At 50.1% G+C, this 19,234-nt stretch carries 22 protein-coding genes; 4 read left to right on the forward strand and 18 right to left on the reverse strand.

Annotated features, from left to right (window positions below):
* Positions 1 to 31: 31 nt before the first annotated feature.
* Both EZV72_RS10475 and EZV72_RS10480 read left to right on the forward strand, forming a co-directional pair.
* Positions 32 to 496, forward strand: a complete 465-nt coding sequence (locus tag EZV72_RS10475) for a YchJ family protein (RefSeq protein ID WP_137167208.1) — start codon at positions 32 to 34, stop codon at positions 494 to 496.
* A 366-nt stretch (positions 497 to 862) separates the two neighbouring features.
* A complete protein-coding gene (locus EZV72_RS10480; RefSeq protein WP_137167209.1) occupies positions 863 to 1,498 on the forward strand; it encodes an SDR family oxidoreductase in 636 nt (211 codons plus the stop codon).
* Between the two features lie 28 nt (positions 1,499 to 1,526).
* Here EZV72_RS10480 and EZV72_RS10485 read toward each other — a convergent pair whose 3' ends face one another.
* The gene (locus EZV72_RS10485; RefSeq protein WP_137167210.1) at positions 1,527 to 2,336 is read right to left on the reverse strand and encodes a DODA-type extradiol aromatic ring-opening family dioxygenase; all 810 of its coding nucleotides are present in this window, start codon (positions 2,334 to 2,336) and stop codon (positions 1,527 to 1,529) included.
* A gap of 183 nt (positions 2,337 to 2,519) precedes the next feature.
* Here EZV72_RS10485 and EZV72_RS10490 point away from each other — a divergent pair, with 183 nt between their 5' ends.
* Complete coding sequence (locus EZV72_RS10490) at positions 2,520 to 3,104, forward strand: cysteine hydrolase family protein (RefSeq protein ID WP_137167211.1); 585 nt, start codon at positions 2,520 to 2,522, stop codon at positions 3,102 to 3,104.
* Between the two features lie 532 nt (positions 3,105 to 3,636).
* Here the strand turns inward: EZV72_RS10490 and EZV72_RS18520 are convergent.
* From EZV72_RS18520 to yceD, 15 genes are all read right to left on the reverse strand, one after another.
* Positions 3,637 to 4,878, reverse strand: a complete 1,242-nt coding sequence (locus tag EZV72_RS18520) for an EthD family reductase (RefSeq protein ID WP_137167212.1) — start codon at positions 4,876 to 4,878, stop codon at positions 3,637 to 3,639.
* 558 nt (positions 4,879 to 5,436) lie between these two features.
* A complete protein-coding gene (locus tag EZV72_RS10500; protein WP_137167213.1) occupies positions 5,437 to 5,997 on the reverse strand; it encodes a pyridoxamine 5'-phosphate oxidase family protein in 561 nt (186 codons plus the stop codon).
* An 11-nt stretch (positions 5,998 to 6,008) separates the two neighbouring features.
* Positions 6,009 to 6,785: a TatD family hydrolase gene (locus EZV72_RS10505; RefSeq protein WP_137167214.1), complete on the reverse strand. Its 777-nt coding sequence runs from the start codon at positions 6,783 to 6,785 to the stop codon at positions 6,009 to 6,011.
* A gap of 33 nt (positions 6,786 to 6,818) precedes the next feature.
* The gene (holB, locus tag EZV72_RS10510) at positions 6,819 to 7,712 is read right to left on the reverse strand and encodes a DNA polymerase III subunit delta' (protein ID WP_137167215.1); all 894 of its coding nucleotides are present in this window, start codon (positions 7,710 to 7,712) and stop codon (positions 6,819 to 6,821) included.
* A complete protein-coding gene (tmk, locus tag EZV72_RS10515; RefSeq protein WP_137168719.1) occupies positions 7,709 to 8,326 on the reverse strand; it encodes a dTMP kinase in 618 nt (205 codons plus the stop codon). Before tmk ends, holB begins: the two co-directional genes overlap by 4 nt.
* 15 nt (positions 8,327 to 8,341) lie before the next feature.
* A complete protein-coding gene (gene mltG / locus EZV72_RS10520; protein WP_137167216.1) occupies positions 8,342 to 9,358 on the reverse strand; it encodes an endolytic transglycosylase MltG in 1,017 nt (338 codons plus the stop codon).
* Complete coding sequence (gene pabC, locus EZV72_RS10525) at positions 9,345 to 10,151, reverse strand: aminodeoxychorismate lyase (RefSeq protein WP_175405092.1); 807 nt, start codon at positions 10,149 to 10,151, stop codon at positions 9,345 to 9,347. Before pabC ends, mltG begins: the two co-directional genes overlap by 14 nt.
* Before the next feature lie 174 nt (positions 10,152 to 10,325).
* Positions 10,326 to 11,564, reverse strand: coding sequence for a beta-ketoacyl-ACP synthase II (gene fabF / locus EZV72_RS10530; protein WP_137167218.1), 1,239 nt, complete (start codon positions 11,562 to 11,564; stop codon positions 10,326 to 10,328).
* Positions 11,565 to 11,640: 76 nt separating this feature from the next.
* The gene (gene acpP / locus EZV72_RS10535; RefSeq protein WP_108566146.1) at positions 11,641 to 11,880 is read right to left on the reverse strand and encodes an acyl carrier protein; all 240 of its coding nucleotides are present in this window, start codon (positions 11,878 to 11,880) and stop codon (positions 11,641 to 11,643) included.
* Positions 11,881 to 12,078: 198 nt separating this feature from the next.
* Positions 12,079 to 12,819, reverse strand: a complete 741-nt coding sequence (fabG, locus tag EZV72_RS10540; RefSeq protein ID WP_137167219.1) for a 3-oxoacyl-ACP reductase FabG — start codon at positions 12,817 to 12,819, stop codon at positions 12,079 to 12,081.
* Positions 12,820 to 12,845: 26 nt separating this feature from the next.
* The gene (gene fabD, locus EZV72_RS10545) at positions 12,846 to 13,769 is read right to left on the reverse strand and encodes an ACP S-malonyltransferase (RefSeq protein WP_137167220.1); all 924 of its coding nucleotides are present in this window, start codon (positions 13,767 to 13,769) and stop codon (positions 12,846 to 12,848) included.
* Positions 13,770 to 13,817: 48 nt separating this feature from the next.
* Positions 13,818 to 14,783: a beta-ketoacyl-ACP synthase III gene (locus EZV72_RS10550; RefSeq protein ID WP_137167221.1), complete on the reverse strand. Its 966-nt coding sequence runs from the start codon at positions 14,781 to 14,783 to the stop codon at positions 13,818 to 13,820.
* Positions 14,780 to 15,805 carry a phosphate acyltransferase PlsX gene (gene plsX / locus EZV72_RS10555; RefSeq protein ID WP_137167222.1) on the reverse strand — a complete coding sequence of 342 codons (1,026 nt, stop codon included), beginning with the start codon at positions 15,803 to 15,805 and terminating at the stop codon, positions 14,780 to 14,782. Before plsX ends, EZV72_RS10550 begins: the two co-directional genes overlap by 4 nt.
* A gap of 17 nt (positions 15,806 to 15,822) precedes the next feature.
* Positions 15,823 to 15,993, reverse strand: coding sequence for a 50S ribosomal protein L32 (gene rpmF / locus EZV72_RS10560; RefSeq protein WP_119501522.1), 171 nt, complete (start codon positions 15,991 to 15,993; stop codon positions 15,823 to 15,825).
* Between the two features lie 3 nt (positions 15,994 to 15,996).
* Complete coding sequence (gene yceD / locus EZV72_RS10565) at positions 15,997 to 16,524, reverse strand: 23S rRNA accumulation protein YceD (protein WP_137167223.1); 528 nt, start codon at positions 16,522 to 16,524, stop codon at positions 15,997 to 15,999.
* Between the two features lie 27 nt (positions 16,525 to 16,551).
* On the opposite strand from yceD, the gene EZV72_RS10570 reads away from it, so the two are divergent.
* Positions 16,552 to 17,280, forward strand: coding sequence for a Maf family protein (locus EZV72_RS10570; protein WP_232364405.1), 729 nt, complete (start codon positions 16,552 to 16,554; stop codon positions 17,278 to 17,280).
* A gap of 39 nt (positions 17,281 to 17,319) precedes the next feature.
* Here EZV72_RS10570 and EZV72_RS10575 read toward each other — a convergent pair whose 3' ends face one another.
* Both EZV72_RS10575 and rluC read right to left on the reverse strand, forming a co-directional pair.
* Complete coding sequence (locus EZV72_RS10575; RefSeq protein WP_137167224.1) at positions 17,320 to 17,973, reverse strand: HAD family hydrolase; 654 nt, start codon at positions 17,971 to 17,973, stop codon at positions 17,320 to 17,322.
* Positions 17,970 to 18,914, reverse strand: coding sequence for a 23S rRNA pseudouridine(955/2504/2580) synthase RluC (gene rluC / locus EZV72_RS10580; protein ID WP_137167225.1), 945 nt, complete (start codon positions 18,912 to 18,914; stop codon positions 17,970 to 17,972). Before rluC ends, EZV72_RS10575 begins: the two co-directional genes overlap by 4 nt.
* Positions 18,915 to 19,234 lie beyond the last annotated feature (320 nt).

The following is a 19,234-nucleotide window of genomic DNA, read 5'->3' on the forward strand; positions in this document are numbered from 1 at the left end:
TCAGGGCTTTAGTCAGTCCCCCAAGTGTTCTATGAATTGTTACTGTTGTAGTAAAACACCCTACCGCGAGTGTTGTGAGCCCTTCATTACTGGTAGCGCTGTGCCGGAAACAGCGGAAAAGCTGATGCGCTCACGTTTTTCGGCTTATTGCACTGCCCATTATGGCTATATTGTTGATACTTATGCTCAGGTGTATAAAGAACAACTAACGGTGGAAGATATTGCTCAAAGTGCTGCTGGTACTCGCTGGTTTGCCCTTAATGTCATTCCCCATTCGGCGTCAGACAAGGTTGAGTTTAAGGCCTGGTATTTTGACAACAAAAAAGTCGGGCTTATGCATGAAACATCAAACTTTATTGTCGAGGCTGGCCGGTGGAAATACACCGACGGTATGATGCATGACGATACTGGTTATCAGAAAATTGGCCGAAACGATCCGTGTCCCTGCGCCAGCAATAAAAAGTTTAAACAATGCTGTCAGCGCCTGCTACCATAAAACTGTTGTCGTAAAAAAAGGCGTAAGTACGACATTAGTACTTACGCCAAGACAGGAACGCAATGTCGAAACATGTCGCTTGTATCAAAAGGACAATAAGCAACGTGCAACACTTCAATCAGTCCTTTGATAGCGTCGGCACAGTTATACCCGAGCATTCCCTTACCTGCCAACCCCCGGGTAACAAACTGAAACGCACTGTTTCACTCTGTTACATGTCCGGTTACAAACAACATGGTTTAATATGCTATTGAACTGCTGCTTATCTCAACTATCTGACCGCTAGTGGCAACCTGTCTCTTTTCTTGATCCTGCTGGCACTGCCCTGCGAACAAAGCACACAATCTTAAATCAACGGAGCTTATTATGAGCAGTGTTTTAGTTATCGGCGCCAGCGGGCAAATTGGCAAACAGGCAGTACAGAAACTTCTTACCGCAGGACATGCAGTCACCGCTCTGGTGCGGGATAAGAGCAAAATTGATGATCTGAATGACGACAATCTTTCTGTATTTGAGGGTGACCTGGAAAGTGATTTTTCTGCAGCGCTGAAAGGCTGTGACACCGTCGTCTTCAGCGCAGGCTCTGGTGCCAGCACCGGCCCGGACAAAACATTACTTATAGATCTGTGGGCGGCGCGCAATGCTGTCGAATATAGCAAAGCAGCCGGTATTTCGCAGTTTATCATGGTTAGCTCAGTGGGCTCAGATGACCCTGACGCCATTGACTCACCGCTGAAACCTTATCTGGTCGCTAAACACATGGCCGATGAACACCTGAAACAAAGCGGCCTGACTTACACTATTTTGCGCCCGGGTTCGCTAACTGATGAACCCGGCACTGAACAAGTTCAGGAGTTAATGCCCGGCGATAAAGAGGCACGTAAGATTCCTCGTGAAGATGTGGCGACCGCGATTGTCTACAGCGTAGATAATCCTAAAGCTCATCAGCGAATTTACGGGTTATTTAAAGGGGATCAGCCGCTAAAATCAGTCATTCAGTAACAGTTGCCGGCAAGACAACGGACCTGAGTCAGGTTTCTTGCCACACAAAGGTCGTGGCCAGTTTATCCAGCACCATTGACTGGTAGTACTGGTCCGCCTTTCGCATTTCACGCCCAAAGCACGTGTGTAACGGAATGAGATGTTCTTCTCTGGGGTGACAATAGCGAGCATAAGGTGCCTGTTTCCATTGCTCCAGCTTTTGCTGCCGATCCGTTGCACATACTTTTTCACCTGCAATAGTATCCACCAGCCAGTCTTGAAATGCAGCGTTCATTTCATGATCATCCCCATCCACACGTTTGAATGACGCCATGTTATGAAACGAAAACCCTGAGCCAATTAACTGAGTATTGGCAGGTAAACACCGCGCCAGTATCTGACCTAACTGAATATGCTGAGCGGCATGCAAACTTTGCTGCAAAGATATCTGAACCACCGGAATATCCGCTTCAGGATACATTATCGACAGCGGCACAAACATCCCGTGGTCAAACCCACGCCGGGTTTCCTTGCCAGCTGCCATCCCCGCCTCTGTTAGTGCGTTAATAATGGTGCTGGCCAGCGCGGGTGAGCCTGGTGCCGGATACGTCAGGCTGTAAGCTTCGGCAGGAAATCCGTGATAATCGTAAAATAAAGCTGGCGCTGTCTGACTCATAACCTGAAACTGACTGTCCTCCCAGTGCGCACTAACCAGCACAATCACATCCGGCTTGCGGCTTTGTTTGGCGATCTGTTTAAGCTGTTGAACCAGTGCTGTGTGCCTTTTATCTTCTAGCAATGGTAAGGGACCACCGCCATGCGACAAATAAATAGTGGAATAAAATGGCTGGCTTGTCATGCTGCTGCCTTGTTTAACAATGTGAGCCGGTACTGTGCCTTAAAAACGCCGGTTCGTCTTTTTCAAACAATGCGTTAAACCAACCGACTTAACAGAATGGTGGTTGAGCGAATCACCGTGAACAGATTTGGCAGCGCGTGGATATAACCTGTACCTTTACAGATTTTCGAAGATGGAGACACGATGAAAAAAGCACTTATTGTTGTAGATTTTATCAATGACATTATTCACGAAAAAGGCAAAATGGCTGCCAAAGGGTATGCAGCGTTTAATCAGCGTCACCACACTCTGGACAAGGTAGCCAGTCTGATAAGCTGGGCCAGAGCCAGCTCTGTCCCTGTCATTCATATCGGGTTAGCATTTTCCCCTGCCTATCTGGAACATCCGCCACACTCTCCCCTGTTTGGTCCGGCCAAAAAGAATGAACTTGCCCGGGAAGGTGACTGGGGCAGCCAGTTTCATGAGCAGGTAACCCCCGAAGCAACAGAAAAGCAGATCACTAAACGCCGGGTCAGCGGATTTTACAATACCGACCTGGCGGCCACACTATCCAGTCTGGGTACCAAACACATACTGGTGGCCGGCGTCGCTACCGATATGGCTGTCCAGTCACTGGTTCGCGATGCTCACGACCGGGATTTTACCTGCACTGTCATTGATGATTGCTGTGCAGCAGCCAGCGATGAAGATCATTCACAAACATTACGGATGCTACAAAATGTCAGTGCTGTAACCACCCTTGCGGCCTTACAGCAAAGCAGTCACTGAGTCAGATTCAATCCGGGAGCACTGCTGACAACAGATAGCAGGTTATTGTTGCACAACATTGTCTGTTATCAGGCAGACACTGTTGTGCAGCCGATATAAATACGCCGGGGTGGCCCGTCTTATATAGACACTCCCCCTCAACAAAGAAGGGTTTACGCGTATTATTTTTTATCAGTCAATGTGTTACTGGCCGTAAGTAGCGCGCAAGCCAGTACCACCTAACTCGCTGAAGACGGACTTCTCAAGATGGCATGATGGACGGCGAAGCAGAATATCGGACACTTAACTGTAGAGCAGGTTTCAGCGCAATCCGGGAATTTAAAAATAGAAGGGACACGACCAGGTCGTGCCTATACCGTTATCAGCACCGTACAAGGCCGGATAAACAGTAATGATCATGCCTACCTGCCGCCGGATATGAGTGAGTCATCTTTTAGCGGACCAGCTTTCCGTCACGCTGCCTCAGCAGGTGACTCATAACCACAGTTATCAGCGGTGAGAGCCAGTGACTGCGCTCTCCCCCCATCAGGACTTACTGAATAATATTGAGCTGAGATCCGATTTGAATCAGGGTGTTGTCATGATCAATAAAGGTCTTTTCATCTTCGTAAACTGTGCTTTGGTAAAATTCCGATTCCATAACCTGTTGTAAGGATGATTCTGATTTAAACCAGATTTCAGCCGTACCATCATATTCTGCATTGTCCGTCGCGATAACATCAGTCCCTTTGGGATGCGTTTGAATATAACGCAGTACATGGTCTTTGACCCCCGGAATCTGACGAAACAGCGTTGCGTGTCGGGTACTGTGATGTTCCACGAAAGCTTCATGAGACATGCCCTGTTTACGTTTAAGGAACATTGTCATCTTGATAACACCCGCTTCGGTTAATTTTGCTGAGGCTTCCAGACTACGGTTGCTGTTGTCCACCGGTGAGTTGTCGGCGTCACTTCTTGAAGGTTTCCACCGGCGAATGGTAGTTTCAGGCGCGTAGTCTATCCCATCGGGGGTGGTAATAAGCTCTATCAGCGTTCCCCACGGGGCTTTGCCGTATACCCCGGCATTATTCTGACTTTCTTCCACACCTGCCAGCGGGTGCACCTGTGACAGCAGACTGGCACCAGCGGCTTCCATCTGGGTAGCCACCTGGTGAATATCATCAACATATAACGCCAGATGGTTTAAGCCATAGTCGTTCAGTGCTGCGGCATCACGCTGGGCTGTATCGCAAAAGGTAAACAGCTCAAGCGTGGCACCATTACCGATGCGTAACAGACGCATGTGGGTGATCTTTGCGCCTTCTGGAATTCCCAGCTGATTTTCCACAGCCTTACCCGCCATCGCCGGGTCGCGTGGTGACTGCACATCATAAACAATGCGGGCGCCAAATGCCTGGGCAAAAAAGGTGGTAGCCTTTTCCATATCAGGTACACACAAACCAACATGATCAATACCGCGAACATTCGCATGCGCAAAGTGCGGGTTGCCTACGCTGTCAAAAAATTCAACCGTTGATTTACCCCCTACCGCTACGGTTTTCAGCGCATTGTTAAAACTGAAACAATGGGGCGTGTTGATATGTGCCTGAAAGGCAGCCTCGTCGGTATAATTTTCCACAATCGTAAAGCAGGCGGGCTTGCTGGAGTCCTGATAAACCAGAAAGTCTTCGTTACCCGGCTCCTGGCGCACTTGCTGAGCCAGCTTTTCTAACAGAGCGGCTAAAAATGCTTCCTGTCCGTCCAGGGCGGTGATTGTGGCTATTACTGTTTTCATTGCTTATTTCTCCGGTTGTTACCGTATATCAGTCAGCCAGTTCAACGGGCCGGCATCCCCTAAAAGCTTTATATCGCGGGGCGGTAACAGATTCAGTCTTGCGGATAGAGTACGCTATACAAAGGAATAAATAAACAAAGTTGATTTATTAAATTAACACTATTATCCGGACAGCTACATTTGGGTTTATGACAGCAAAACCTCTACGTCAGCCTGATTTAAAGTTCATGGCTGAGACCATTGCAAACCGGCCCCCCTGACTTGTGTGTTGAAGGGTAAAGCAGTACTCTGAGTGCTCTATAGCTAATGACAGGGACATTTCATGGGCATGATCATCAACATACTGATCACATTTGGCGTAGTCATTTTCATTATATTTGTTATCGGACTGATGGCGGGTAAGCGTCTGAACGATAAGCAGGACAAATAAAGACAGGATGCCGAACAGGTAACGGCAAGCAGATAGTAACGCCTGTCTCCCAGGATATAGACAGTTATTCTGACAGTGTGTCTGTACGCTGACACCGGCTTGCGACGCAGTGTCAGTATCATTATTTATCAGGGTATCACCGGCTGTGACACCCAGTTGCCCTGCTCGTCCATCCAGTGTTTTTCACGAAACTGCGGATTCCCCTGCAAAGACAGGTAATCCACAGCACTGACATGAAATTTAATTACACAAAAATGGGCTGGCGGCTGGCTCATATCATCTAAGACCCGCAGGGGCGCAGCATTATTACGAGCAGCGCCCGGCGTTCCCCAGAAATACTGTTTGCGACCCGTTTCAGACAAGCGCTCCCACTGCTGTGCGATCAGCTCAGGCTTATCTTCCATGGTATGTAACCGCGCTTCCGCTGTGAACCGGTATTGTTCCCTGCTTTTAGAAAAGTACCAGCAAATTTCTGCCTGCGGCTGTAACTGCAGTTCCTGCCATTTTGCTGACCGGGTATCGGCAATAATCGCCAGCGCCAGGTCATCATCATCCATATAACGAAATACCACTGTGCGGTTGGCCGGCAAGACATCATTAGTGACGGTTGCCAGCTGAAAATAGCGACTCTCAGGCATGCTTCTGGCCTGATGAAGACTCTTAGATAAACGTTGTTTCCACGCTGGCATACCGTATCCTGCTAGTGCTGTGATTTAACCTGATCAAACAGGGTATAAAAATTGTCTGTGGTGATGCGAGCCAGCTCATCTACGCTGATACCTTTAAGATCTGCAATATATTCAGCAACCTCCACCACATACCCAGGCTGGTTTTGTTTACCACGATGTGGCACCGGTGCCAGCCACGGCGAATCCGTTTCAATAAGTAACCGTTCAAGAGGCACGGCTTTCACTACGTCACGGAGTTCCTGGGCAGAATTGAACGTAACAATACCGGAAATAGAAATGTAAAAGTCCATTTCCATCGCGGCCTGCGCCATCTCCAGCGACTCAGTAAAGCAGTGCAACACACCCTTCACACCAGGCGCCTTGTGTTCCCTCAGTAAATCCAGCGTATCCTGGCGCGCATCCCGGGTATGGATAATCAGCGGTTTTTGCAGCGCATTGGCAACCTTAATATGATCAATAAATGACTGCAGCTGAACCTCTTTTGTTTCGGCGCTGTAAAAATAATCCAATCCGGTTTCGCCAATGGCGACCACTTCAGGACGAGAGGCTTTTTCCAACAGTTGTTCATAGGTGCAGGCATCTTCCTGATGTAACGGGTGAACACCGCAGGATACTGATACATCATCAAACTGTCTGACAGTGTCGTACATCGCATCAAACTCTTTCACAGAGACACTGACACATAAAAAATGTTCTACACCACGATTACGGGCAAAATCCAGTGTATCGGCAAGGCTGCCGTCTTCTAATTTAAGCCGGTCAAGATGACAATGGGAATCTACAAACAAAATAGCCTCGTGTTGATTAATCGCTTTAAAAATTCAGGGTTTTACCGGTCGCTTTACTTCAGCCAGCAAGCTGCTCAGGAGCATAATTTTATTTACCCCGGGATTGAGCAGGGTTCTTTGCACCTGACTACAGGCTTCAAACAGATGAAAATGCTCTGTTTGCAGGGTTTCTGTGTACTGCGCTCTGGCAAACTGCTGCAACCACCCAACAACCCGCCCTGCACTGTCCTGCCACTGGGTTGCCAGGGTCACCGCATCAACCTGCCCGGCGAGTAAATTATCCAGTCCGTCGGCATACTCCCGATAACTCAGCCCATCGCCCTGCTCCAGCGCCGCTTTTAAATCCAGCGGCGCATCACTGTACGCGTGCAGCAGTGCTTCAGTGGCATCATGAACGCCTTGTTGCTGCAACCATTGCAGAGCCATCTCAGAAGACGGCCTGGCCAGCACATGTTTTTCACACCGACTGATAATCGTTGCAAGAAGCTGCTGCGGACGATCGGTTATTAACAGCAGAAACGTATTAGGTGTGGGTTCTTCGAGTGTTTTCAACAGGGCGTTGGCGGCAGATTCTGTCATTTTGTCTGCTTCCGGGATCATCAGCACCTTGTTGCCACTAAATTGCGCCGTGGCACTTAGCGAGGTAATACCTTCACGAACCTTATCCACGCCAAGCTGCTTTTCACTGACCAGCGAAATAAAGTCAGGGTGAGTACCAGCTTCAAATACCTGGCAGCTGTGACACTGTCCACAGTAGCCCATCTCATCAACCTGCCGGCATAGCAGGGTTTTGGCCAGTTCGCCGGCCAGCAGATCTTTACCAATACCGGCCGGGCCGGTCAGCAGTAAGCCATGGTGCAGCTTACTGGCCAGCAACCGTCCGGTCAGATGCTGGTATATTGGTGTAAACCAGGGCAACACACTCATCGGATATACGCCTGAAGCTGTGCACTGACAGCCTGATGAACTTGTGCCATTGGCTGGTTTGCATCAATCGTGATGATGCGCTCATCCCGTGCGGCCAGTTCCAGATAGCGAGCCCGGGTGCGCTCGAAAAAGGCCAGTCCAGATAGTTCAATCCGATCCAGCTCACCACGCCCCCGGGCGCGCTCCAGCCCGGTTTGCGGGTCCACATCCAGATACAGGGTTAAATCCGGGGTAAACCCCTGCAAAGTAATATCACTTAACGCCTGCATGGTGGCCTGATTAATCTTACGGCCACCGCCCTGATAAGCCAGCGACGATAATTCATGCCGGTCACCCACAACCCACTGTCCCTGCTCCAGCGCAGGAAAGATACGATTCACCAGTAACTGGCGGCGGGCGGCATACATCAGCATCAGTTCGGTTTCTTCGGCGACCTGTTCTTCCCAGGGGTGCTTCACGCACTCCCGAATAGATTCAGCCATGGGGGTACCACCGGGTTCACGGGTGGTCACCACCGTTTTACCGGCGGCTTCGAGGGCCTCTACCACAAGCTGAATCACAGAGCTTTTTCCCGCCCCTTCCAGGCCTTCCACTACAATAAATTTACCGCGCATATTGTCTGCCATTGATTACTGGTTTAACTGGTATTTCCGCACGGCCTGATTATGCTCGGCCAGAGTGCGGGAAAACTGATGAGACCCGTCACCACGGGCCACAAAATATAAATCTTCGGTCTGGGCTGGCTTCAACGCAGCCAGAATCGCCGGGCGTCCTGCCATCGCTATGGGGGTGGGCGGCAGTCCTCTAATAACATAGGTATTGTAAGCGGTTTTCTGTCGTAAATGGGCCCGGGTGATATTGCCATCATAGTCGCTGCCTATCCCGTAAATGACGGTTGGGTCGGTTTGCAGGCGCATACGGGTATTAAGCCGGTTGATAAACACCCCGGCTATTCTGGCCCGCTCCGCCGGCACCGCGGTTTCCTTTTCAATGATCGAGGCTAAAATCAGTGCGTCATACTGATTATCCAGTGGTCCGCCAGCGGCTCGTTGCGGCCAGTGTTTGTCTACAAAGCGCTGTAAGGCCTGCATAGCGCGCTGCAAAATAATACTGGCTTTGGTTTGGTCGGTAAAATGATAGGTATCAGCTAAGAACATCCCTTCCAGTGAGGTCAGCCCATTTGCCGGCGGCCAGGGCCACTGCGCCTTTAAGGCACTGAGCTTTTCCTCATTGAGATCAAACTCGATGTGTTCATGATCTTTGAGTCGTTTCAGCCACTGTTTAAAAGTCAGACCGTCGATAAGACTGATCGTAAACTGATACTCATCGCCACGGCTGATTTTGCGAAAAGCGTCCTGCAGGGTCATACCGGGATGCAATTCATAAGTACCGGCGCGCAGACTGTGATTATCCACCCCAACTTTGAGCCAGATCTTACCGCTCAGCTTCCCAACTTCGGTGAGTTGCTGCTGTCGTAACGCGGCCATCACGCGATGACCTGAGGCCCCGTCAGGCACGGTAAACAGTGTCGGTTCAGATAAGCGTAAAGGGGCATTCACCTGATGCTGCCAGTACCAGGCAACAGCGCCGGCCGACAATACAACAACCCCGATAAGGGTTAACACCAGCACTTTAATACGTGTCATATTCCTGCTCATAATCTGCGCGTAGTTGTTGCGCTATCTGTTTTACCGGTTCCATTCTCAAACCGACCTGCGTGTCTGCATGTAAATCCCGCACCGGTACAATCTGCATCAGTGCATTGGTGAAAAACATGGCCTCGATGTGCTGCGCCGCAGGCATGGGTTGTTCTGTCACACTGACCGGGCATTGCTGCGCTGCCAGACGCTCTGTGACAAAACTACGCATGACACCGGCCACACCACACTGGCTAACATCCGGCGTCACCCAGCGGCCTTTTTCACACCAAAATACATTAGCGGCACTGGCTTCAATCATATTCCCGGCAGTATCAGTAACCAGCACATCGTCAACATGCTGTGTGGCCATCTGCTGCTTGATGAGCACCTGCTCCAGACGATTGGCATGCTTAAGACCAGCCAGTAACGGCTGCCGAGCCAGGCTTACCGGGCTGACTCCCACCCTGATCCCCTGTTCACGCCATTGCGCGTAATGCGCCGGCAGCGCATGTACTGAAAAGTGTAACGACGGCTGTCCGTTACCCCGGGCATAACCGCGTCCGCCCTCACCGGCACTGATAAGAAGTTTCAGCGTTCCCTGCTCCATCGATACAGCATGCTGGCGTATCGCATCGACCAGCACGTCATTATCCAGCGAGATCCCCAATTGTTGGGCATCGTGCAGTAACCGTTTGCGATGACGCTCAAATAAGGCAACCCGACCGTGACTGACAGTCATGGTGGTAAACAGCCCGTCACCATAATTGGCAACCCGGTCATTAAGGGAAAATTCACTCACCGGTATACCACGCTCCGTGTAATTTCATTAATTGGGCAGCAAGTATAACAATCCGGCCGGCGCCGGCATAGCACTGACCCTATCTGATTAAAGCGCCAGAGGATCATTTGAAGAGGAAAGCAGCAAGAAACAAAAAAAGCAGCGTAATGCTGCTTTTTTATCGCAAATTCTAAGTTAGATTCGCTTGAAGATCAGTGAGCCGTTAGTGCCACCGAAGCCAAAGGAATTACACAAGGCGTAGGGTGATTCAAACGATTTTGCCTGATGAGCAATAAAGTCCAGATCACAGCCTTCGCCGGGTTCATCCAGATTAATCGTCGGTGGTGCTACTTTGTCGCGCAGCGCCAGAATCGTGAAAATTGCTTCAACGGATCCTGCCGCACCTAACAGGTGGCCGGTCATGGATTTTGTCGAGCCCACCATCAAATTGTAGGCATGATCACCGAATACCCGCTTCACGGCGGCGACTTCGGCTTTATCGCCGGCTGGCGTAGAAGTACCGTGGGCATTAATATAACCAATCTCGGTACCATCCAGGCCTGCATCACGCAATGCGTTTTGCATCGCTGACGCAGCCCCTTCGCCATCTTCAGGCGGTGAAGTCATGTGATAAGCATCGCCGCTCATACCAAAGCCAATTAGCTCGCCATAAATGGTCGCGCCACGTGCTTTAGCTGCTTCGTACTCTTCAAGCATCACCACACCAGCGCCTTCACCCATCACAAAGCCATCGCGGTCTTTATCCCACGGACGACTTGCCGCCTGCGGGTTATCATTACGCGAAGACAACGCCCGGGCTGACGCAAAGCCAGCAATACCTAACGGGGTAATAGACGCTTCAGCACCACCGGCCAGCATCGCATCAGCGTCGCCATAGGCAATGGTACGGGCAGCAATACCCAGATTATGAACGCCCGTTGTACAAGCGGTCACAACATTTAAATTGGGTCCTTTCAGGCCTTCCATGATCGACAGGAAACCTGAAATCATATTGGTAATAGTGGAAGGTACAAAAAACGGAGATACCCGCTTTGGTCCACTGTTCAGCAATTTAAGATGATTCTGTTCGATTTGTTCCAGGCCTCCGATGCCTGAGCCGATGGCCACACCGACACGATGCGCGTTATCAGCATTAATCGCTAAACCAGAATCTGCCAAGGCCTGTTTACCAGCGGCAATACCTAGCTGAATAAACCGGTCCATCTTTTTTGCTTCTTTTTTATCGATGTACTCTTGCGGGTCAAAGTTATCAACCTGACCGGCAAAACGAGTCGAATAGTTACTGCAGTCAAACAACGTTATCTCACCAATACCGCTTTCGCCTTTCAGCAAGCGGGTCCAGGTTTCGTCAACAGACTGAGCCAGCGGGGATAACATGCCAAGACCAGTAACCACTACGCGACGTTTTGTCACAAAAAGCCCTCGCATTGGAACTAAGGAAGGAAAATAGAAAACGGCTCGTGGTGAGCCGTTTTGCTAATAAAGAGACTTACGCGTCTTTGTTCGCGTTGATGTAATCAACAGCAGATTGAACAGTGGTGATCTTCTCTGCTTCTTCGTCTGGAATTTCTGTGTCGAATTCTTCTTCCAGAGCCATTACCAGCTCAACAGTGTCCAGAGAATCAGCGCCTAAATCGTCAACGAATGATGCTTCTGGTTTTACTTCTTCTTCTTTCACGCCAAGCTGTTCAATGATGATTTTCTTTACGCGCTCTTCGATGTTACTCATAATTCTAGGTTTCCCTTAACGTAACTAGATATAAAAAGTGCCGCTAGTTTATTTTGCAAGACTCATGCTTGCAAGCATCAGACCAAACAAATTTTCTGGTCTAACCAGCGACGCCCCAAAGTCTGATAAACAATTTTTTTACATGCTGAGCTGACAAAAAGCAACCCTGCACCCTGACAAAATGCGTATTATACGCATTTAGTTCATGTACATACCACCATTAACATGGATAGTTTCACCAGTGATGTATGCTGCATTGTCACTGACCAGGAAGGCCACAGTGGCAGCAATTTCTTCTGGTTTACCTAAACGATCGGCTGGAATATCTTTGAAGATAGCTTCCCGCTGCTCATCGTTTAACGCTTTAGTCATGTCGGTATCAATAAATCCTGGCGCCACCACGTTGACCGTGATGCCACGTGAAGCAACTTCACGGGCCATTGACTTACTGAAACCAATCACACCGGCCTTTGCAGCAGCATAGTTTGCCTGACCGGCATTGCCCGAGCTGCCCACTACAGACCCAACGTTAACGATCCGTCCATGTCTTTTTTTCATCATGCCCCGTAAAACGGCTTTCGACAAGTTGAAAATTGAGGTCAGGTTGGTATCGATGATGTCCTGCCATTCGTCATCTTTCATACGCATGAGCAGATTATCGCGGGTTATACCGGCATTATTAACCAGAATATCCACGCCGCCGAAGTCATCCTTAATCTGTTTTAAACCTGCTTCCAGTGAATCTTTGTCAGTGACATTCAGGCATAAGCCCTTACCACCAAATTCCTGCAGGTAGTCGCTGATTGCATCAGCGCCCTTGGCACTGGTAGCTGTCCCCACAACAGTGGCACCAAGCTGGGCCAGTTGTAAAGCAATCGCCTTTCCGATACCACGGCTGGCACCGGTCACCAATGCTACTTTTTCAGTTAACTGAAACATAGTTAAACCTTTGTTATCCGTGTTTGTTATAGCGCGTTAATGCTATCAACAGTATTTACTGCTGAGGCAGTTAACGACTTATCAATGCGCTTAATAAGGCCCGTCAGTACTTTACCGGGGCCAATTTCCAGCACATTTTGTATGCCTTCACTGGCCAGTGTTTCAACACTGGCAGTCCACTGCACCGGGCAGTAAAGCTGACGAATCAGGGCATCGCGAATGCGTGCAGGATCATCCTCAGCCTTCACATCAACATTGTTGATAACTGCGGTGGTCGGTGCGTTTAGCGTAATGCTTGCCAAAGCTTCTTCCAGTTGGTCAGCCGCCGGACGCATAAGTTCACAGTGTGAAGGTACGCTGACCGGCAGGGGTAAAGCACGCTTAGCACCGGCTTCTTTACATGCGTTACCGGCTTGCTCAGTGGCATTTTTCTCGCCTGCAATGACCACCTGGCCGGGCGAATTATAATTCACCGGAGCAACCACATCACCGGTTGCGATCGCCGTTTGCTGGCAAATATCAGCAATAGTGGCATCGTCCAGACCAATAATGGCATACATAGCGCCAGCGCCTGCCGGAACCGCCTGTTGCATAAATTTGCCCCGTGCTTCAACCAGCTTCACTGCATCGGCAAAGTCCAGTACACCGGCACACACTAAAGCAGAATATTCACCCAGACTGTGACCGGCCATATAGTCAGCTTTCACGCCCTTTTCATTCAGCACACGCCAGATAGCAACACTGGCGGTCAGCAGCGCAGGCTGAGTAATATGGGTTTCGTTCAGTTTGCCTTCGGTATCGTTTTGTACCAAATCCCACAAATCATAACCTAATGCATCAGAAGCCTGCTGAAAGGTTTCCGTTATAACCGGAAAATCAGCAGCTAAATCGCCCAGCATACCAGGCGCTTGAGAGCCCTGACCTGGGAATACAAAGGCTGTACGAGTCATGTTCAATCCTTTCTTGTTATCTCTATTTAGCGCCCAATGCGCACGATATCAGTAGCGTACCAGTGCAGAGGCCCAGGCGAAACCACCGCCGAACGCTTCCAGCAGTAGATTCTGTCCTCGCTTAATACGGCCATCGCGAATCGCCGCATCCAGTGCGGTTGGTACTGTTGCCGCTGAAGTATTGCCATACTTTTCCAAGGTCAGTACAACCTGATCCAGCGACATATTTAATTTTTTCGCGGTAGCTTTGATAATTCTGAAATTAGCCTGATGCGGCACCAGCCAGTCCAGCTCAGACTTATCCATATTATTCGCTGCCAGCGTTTGCTCAACAATTTCTGACAGCTTGGTCACCGCAACTTTGAAAACTTCATTGCCGCGCATGACGCCCCAGTTCTCATGCACTGACGCTTCGTCACCACGAGTCGGGTTGCCCACATACAATAAGTCTTTATAAGAGCCGGCAGCCTGAATATGGGTAGATAATATACCCGGCTCATCGCTGGCCTCGATAATGGCAGCGCCGGCGGCGTCACCAAACAGGATCACCATGGACCGGTCTGCCGGGTCAATCAACCGGCTCAGACAGTCGGTACCGACCACCAGAATGCGTTTGGCCATTCCTGATTTTACATACTGATCGGCAACACTTAATGCATAACACCAACCGGCACACGCCGCCGCTACATCAAAGGCAGGAATACCGTCAATATCCAGAATTTGCTGGATCTCGCAGGCGGTACTCGGTAGTGCGTAGCGACCGCTAGTGGTGGCACACACGATCATGTCAAGGTCTGAGGCTTTCAGGCCAGCGGCATCCAGTGCGTGGCGACTGGCTTGTGCGCCCATCGTAGCAGCGGTTTCGTCAGCACCAATAATGCGACGTTCTTTAATTCCGGTACGGTCAGTGATCCACTCATCACTGGTATCTACCATGGCTTCCAAATCTGCGTTGGTACGCACCTCGCTGGGGTAATAACTGCCCGTCCCGATTATTCTTGAATAGTTACTCAAAGTTGCTCCAACAAAACCGTTTCTATTTTGGTTTTTATTTTTTCCGGAACACGTAAACGCGCTTCCTGCATAGCCTGAAAAATCGCATAATAAAATGCGTCGGCTGAAGCGTTTCCGTGACTCTTAACTACAATGCCGCGCAATCCTATCAGACTGGCACCATTATACTGGTCGGGGTTCATCCTGTTATAGATGGATTTCAGCAATGGTAAGGCAATTTGTGCCATTATCCGAGTCGCCCAGTTTCGCTCTGACTGCTTTTTTACCTCATGGATAATCAGCTTAGCCAGTCCTTCGCTGGATTTTAATGCCACATTCCCGGTGAATCCGTCAGTAACCACCACATCAGCATGGTCTGTAAAGATATCGTCCCCTTCCACATACCCGATATAATTCAGTGCCGGCACAGCCCGCAATTGCTGATCTGCCATTTTTACCAGTGCATTGCCTTTGATATCTTCTTCACCCACATTAAGCAAGGCAACTCGTGGACGGTTTTTGCCAGTCATCGCTTCGGCTAAAACCGCGCCCATTACGGCATACTGGAATAAGGTATCAGAGGTACAGTTCACATTCGCGCCCAAGTCCAGCAACAACACTTTGTGATGTTCAGCTGTGGGCATAAAAGATACCAGTGCGGGACGGTCAACCCCGTGTAGGGTTTTTAACAGATAATAAGCCAGAGCCATCAGAGCCCCAGTGTTACCAGCACTGACACAGGCGTCAGCTTCGCCACTTCGGACCAGTTCAATGACACGACGCATAGACGCGTCTTTCTTATTTCGGATAACCTGAATAGGTGAATCAGTCATCTCAATGACTTCGGTACAGTGAATGACCTGAACTCGTGCCTGCTGAGCACCGGAAAGTTTTGCTAAATAAGGATTGATAACGGCCTGATCGCCGCAGAGGATAAATCTGAAGTCAGCATGATGCTGTATTGCCCGCATGCAGGCAGAAAGGATAACTGGGGGACCATGATCGCCCCCCATGATATCTAACGCTAAGGTTAGCTCAGACAAAATGCATTACCGTTCGCTTAGCGAGCGATAACTTTTTTGCCTTTGTAGTAACCGTCAGCCGTCACGTGGTGACGACGATGCGTTTCACCTGACGTTGAATCGACAGACAAAGTCGCGCCTGTCAATGCATCGTGTGAACGACGCATGCCGCGCTTAGAACGCGTTTTACGATTTTGTTGTACTGCCATAACTTACTCCTGGTCTCGCTTAAGTTCTTTCAAAACCGCGAAAGGGTTTGGTCGCTCTTGTTCCGGTTCCAGCTTTCCAAATGTCATATCATCTTTGCCGATATTACACTCCTCCTCTGCATGAAGGGGTATAATCGGTAAAGCGATAATCAATTCGTCTTCAAATAAATGAAGTAAACTGACTTCTCCATGGTCGTTGACCTCTACCGGATCGTAAGCTTCGGGTAACGTGTCGATTTCATCGGACCCCTGCACCGGGCTGAAACAAAAGTCGACATTTAACGCATGGTCAAATTCACCATTACACCGCTGACAGATAAGTGATACCTGTGTGGACAAGTGACCGTGAAAAACAGTAAGACCCTGCGCGTCTTTTGAAAACTGTACTTCTGCGTTCACCCAGTCATCACACCGGACAACTGCATCGAGCAACCGCCCCAGATCTTTGCTGGCTATAACTCCCTGATAATCAGAGCGTTTAACCGCACTTTTAACCGGGTCGACTTGATGAGGTAATTTCACTTTCTGCATAGGGCGCGAATAATATAGATTCAGCCCTTGCGTGTCAAAGGTTTAATACAGGCGGTAGCAAAAAATCTTGTTAGCCTGATTGCCATACTTTACACCCTGCTAAAGCCCATTACACTGTACGGCCATAAATTCAAACGGGTCACCATCATGTGCAAACTTCTGCTAGCTTCTTCATCAGCCTATCGCCAGGCTCAACTGGCCGCCATCGGTATTCAGGCTAAAGCAGTTGCTCCGGACATTGACGAAACCCCGCTTGACGATGAAGCCCCGGCCAATCTGGCCAGGCGACTGGCCGAGCAAAAAGCCAGAAAAGTGGCTGCTCTTTACCCTGACCATCTCACCATCGGTTCAGATCAGGTCGCGGTGGTCACTATTGATGGTGTGGCGCATAAACTGGGAAAACCGGGCACCCCGAAGAAGGCCCGCGAGCAGCTGGCAATGTGTGCCGGTAAAGTCGTGACCTTTTATACCGCTGTGGCAGTGTATAAAGCACAGACTCAGCAAATGGCCAGCGCCACCGAAACGGTCGACGTGCACTTTTTACCGCTGAGCGATGAGGCGATAGCACGCTATGTGGATGCTGAGCAGCCACTGGACTGCGCCGGCAGCTTTAAGGCAGAAGGTCGTGGCGCACTGTTATTTTCCCGGGTGACCAGCCGTGACCCCAACACCCTGATAGGTCTGCCGGTGATGCTGCTTCGTGATCTGCTGGCCGGCTTTAAGGTAGATTTGCTGGCGCTGGCTACCGGCGTCTGACAGATTGCCTGAGTGCCGGTAACACGGTAAAGCTACGTACTAAGCCCGGGCCAGAAACTGATGCAGCTGTTCTATTGAATCGGCAATATAAACCGGACTGTGCGCCTGCAGACGCGCGGAATCATGGACTCCGTAGGTGACACCAACCCGGTCCATGCCAATGTGTTCGGCCATCTGCATGTCATACACAGTATCGCCAATCATGACCGCGTCAGACACATCCACTCCGGTTTCGCGCAACAGCTGCTCCAGCATGTCTGAGGAAGGCTTTGACTGCGCTTCACACGCTGTACGTGAGGCACTGAAGAACCGACCGGTAGCGGTATTACGCCAGGCTCTGTCAAGACCCCGGCGCGCTTTGCCTGTTGCCACAGCCAGTGTAAGACCTTGCTGATGCAGTGCCGCGAACATATCCACGGCTCCGTCGAACATCGGGCAAGGTGTCACGTCCTGTTCAAGGTAAGCGGCTTTGTACGCTGCCACTACCGTATCAGCAGCAGCGTCGTCAGACAGATTAAACAGAATCTTTATTGCCGGGTGCAGACTGATGCCGATAATGTTGCCCACCGCGGCGGCATCAGGTACTGGCAGGTCACACTGGCGGGCAGCGATTTGCATACACTGCACAATTTTGCCAACCGAGTCCATCACCGTGCCGTCCCAGTCAAAAATAACCAGTTTATACTGCTTCATGACAACGCCTCCAGCGTGCGTGCCAGTTGCTCATCATGAGGCGCTTCAAACTTCACCGGCTGCTCGGTTTTAGGATGCAGCAGACTGATACTGGCAGCATGCAGAAATAAACGGCTTAGTCCGGCTTTTTTCATCCGCGCATCAAACTCTGCCTGACCATATTTAGTGTCGCCGGCAATGGGGTGGCCGGCATGCAGACAATGGACCCGGATCTGGTGCGTACGTCCGGTAATCGGCGACGCTTCAAGCAGCGTGGCATCAGTATAAGACTGTAAAATACGATACCGGGTTTCAGAAGGCTTGCCATCCTCGCTGACACTCACCAGACGTTCACCGGACTGCAGCACATTTTTACGCAGCGGCGCTTTCACCTTAAACCGGTTTTGCGGCCAACTGCCGGCAACCAGCGCATGGTAGCGCTTATCCATCTGCCCGTTTCTGAGCTGTTCGTGCATATGACGCAGCGCAGAGCGCTTTTTCGCAATCAGGATACACCCAGAGGTATCCCGGTCCAGCCGGTGTACCAGTTCCAGAAAAGCGGCCGCCGGCCGCAGGGCCCGCAACCCTTCAATCAGTCCAAAACTCAGGCCGCTGCCGCCATGCACCGCAATGCCGGAGGGCTTGTTAATCACCATTATGCGGTCATCCTCGTACAGGATATGCGCTTCCAGCGATGCCACTTTTTCCAATTTAGGATTGGGTTTGTCGGTCTGCTCAGAGACCCTGACCGGCGGTACCCGGACTACGTCATCGGCCTTGAGCTTGTATTCGGGTTTCACCCGGCCTTTATTTACACGCACCTCACCCTTGCGCAAAATGCGGTAAATCATGCTCTTTGGCACGCCTTTTAGCTGGGTACGCAAAAAATTATCGACACGCTGACCTGCCAGATCGGCGTCCACCGTTACAAAACGGACTTTTAATGGGGCTTCTTCATTCATAGGGCGCCAAGTATAAAGGAAATTACAGCGCTAACCTACTGCTTCAGCCGCCTGCCATAAAAAATTCTCCGGCAGTATTAAAAAGAGCAAATAATCAACAGGTTAATATGCATAAGAATATTCATTTCTGCACTGTAGGTAAGGGTGTGGCTGCTATTGGTAAAAAAGCTGCATCTCCCTGCTTATCTTTCCTTGCTAATTTTCAGGTTATGGTGCGATAATCAAGGCGTTTCATCGCGCTTATCATACATGCGCTGTTGAAATGGCAAGAACTGAAAAGTAAGTGAACCAGCTGCAATGATTCGGCACGAAAACAACAT

Source organism: Salinimonas lutimaris (assembly GCF_005222225.1).
GTDB classification, from domain to species: domain Bacteria; phylum Pseudomonadota; class Gammaproteobacteria; order Enterobacterales; family Alteromonadaceae; genus Alteromonas; species Alteromonas lutimaris.

Bases quoted from the DNA above. Each gene is read 5' to 3' on its own strand.
- EZV72_RS10485 (WP_137167210.1), bottom strand. From the start codon at position 2,336: ATGACAAGCCAGCCATTTTATTCCACTATTTATTTGTCGCATGGCGGT.
- EZV72_RS18520 (WP_137167212.1), bottom strand. From the start codon at position 4,878: ATGAAAACAGTAATAGCCACAATCACCGCCCTGGACGGACAGGAAGCA.
- fabD (WP_137167220.1), bottom strand. From the start codon at position 13,769: ATGACTCGTACAGCCTTTGTATTCCCAGGTCAGGGCTCTCAAGCGCCT.
- EZV72_RS10480 (WP_137167209.1), top strand. From the start codon at position 863: ATGAGCAGTGTTTTAGTTATCGGCGCCAGCGGGCAAATTGGCAAACAG.
- holB (WP_137167215.1), bottom strand. From the start codon at position 7,712: ATGAGTGTGTTGCCCTGGTTTACACCAATATACCAGCATCTGACCGGA.
- rpmF (WP_119501522.1), bottom strand. From the start codon at position 15,993: ATGGCAGTACAACAAAATCGTAAAACGCGTTCTAAGCGCGGCATGCGT.
- EZV72_RS10500 (WP_137167213.1), bottom strand. From the start codon at position 5,997: ATGCCAGCGTGGAAACAACGTTTATCTAAGAGTCTTCATCAGGCCAGA.
- EZV72_RS10490 (WP_137167211.1), top strand. From the start codon at position 2,520: ATGAAAAAAGCACTTATTGTTGTAGATTTTATCAATGACATTATTCAC.
- EZV72_RS10475 (WP_137167208.1), top strand. From the start codon at position 32: ATGAATTGTTACTGTTGTAGTAAAACACCCTACCGCGAGTGTTGTGAG.
- tmk (WP_137168719.1), bottom strand. From the start codon at position 8,326: ATGCGCGGTAAATTTATTGTAGTGGAAGGCCTGGAAGGGGCGGGAAAA.
- mltG (WP_137167216.1), bottom strand. From the start codon at position 9,358: ATGACACGTATTAAAGTGCTGGTGTTAACCCTTATCGGGGTTGTTGTA.
- acpP (WP_108566146.1), bottom strand. From the start codon at position 11,880: ATGAGTAACATCGAAGAGCGCGTAAAGAAAATCATCATTGAACAGCTT.
- rluC (WP_137167225.1), bottom strand. From the start codon at position 18,914: ATGAATGAAGAAGCCCCATTAAAAGTCCGTTTTGTAACGGTGGACGCC.
- fabG (WP_137167219.1), bottom strand. From the start codon at position 12,819: ATGTTTCAGTTAACTGAAAAAGTAGCATTGGTGACCGGTGCCAGCCGT.
- EZV72_RS10575 (WP_137167224.1), bottom strand. From the start codon at position 17,973: ATGAAGCAGTATAAACTGGTTATTTTTGACTGGGACGGCACGGTGATG.
- yceD (WP_137167223.1), bottom strand. From the start codon at position 16,524: ATGCAGAAAGTGAAATTACCTCATCAAGTCGACCCGGTTAAAAGTGCG.